This is a genomic window from Citrobacter sp. Cpo090 (genome assembly GCF_030332665.1).
Classification (GTDB): Bacteria; Pseudomonadota; Gammaproteobacteria; order Enterobacterales; family Enterobacteriaceae; genus Citrobacter; species Citrobacter portucalensis.
On record NZ_JAOWHK010000012.1, the window covers coordinates 1 to 375 of the forward strand.

The 375-nt window shown below is 46.4% G+C and carries 1 pseudogene; it reads right to left on the reverse strand.

Annotated elements, in window-relative coordinates:
• Nucleotides 1-78 precede the first annotated feature (78 nt).
• A pseudogene (locus OGY83_RS00050) lies at nucleotides 79-375 on the reverse strand (T6SS immunity protein Tli3 family protein); the annotation flags it as partial.

Here is a 375-nt window from a genome sequence, read left to right on the forward strand (position 1 = left end):
ATTAATACTCTTATCGTAATTCCTGGTTTCATAATTCATCCTTAAACGTTAAGCGGTTTTGGCATATCCCATTGCAGATTATTTCCCTGCATCCATATCGCAGTACATCCGGGTCCAGCCCTTATAGCCCACCACCTCCGGTTCTTTGTCCGGCAGGTTTTGATAGTTAGCCTTATAACCTTCCGTTAAATTGGCTAAAGATGCTTTCATAAACACTACCGTTCCCCAGGCAGCACCTGGAAACTCAGGACTGGTATGACCGTCCACATACTTGCCACCGGATTTATGCTTGCCTGGCCTGTAGAGATAATAGGTGTCATCAAAGTATTGATAATCTATACCCGGACCACCCGGCGCCAGACGCGGGTCGTCAAA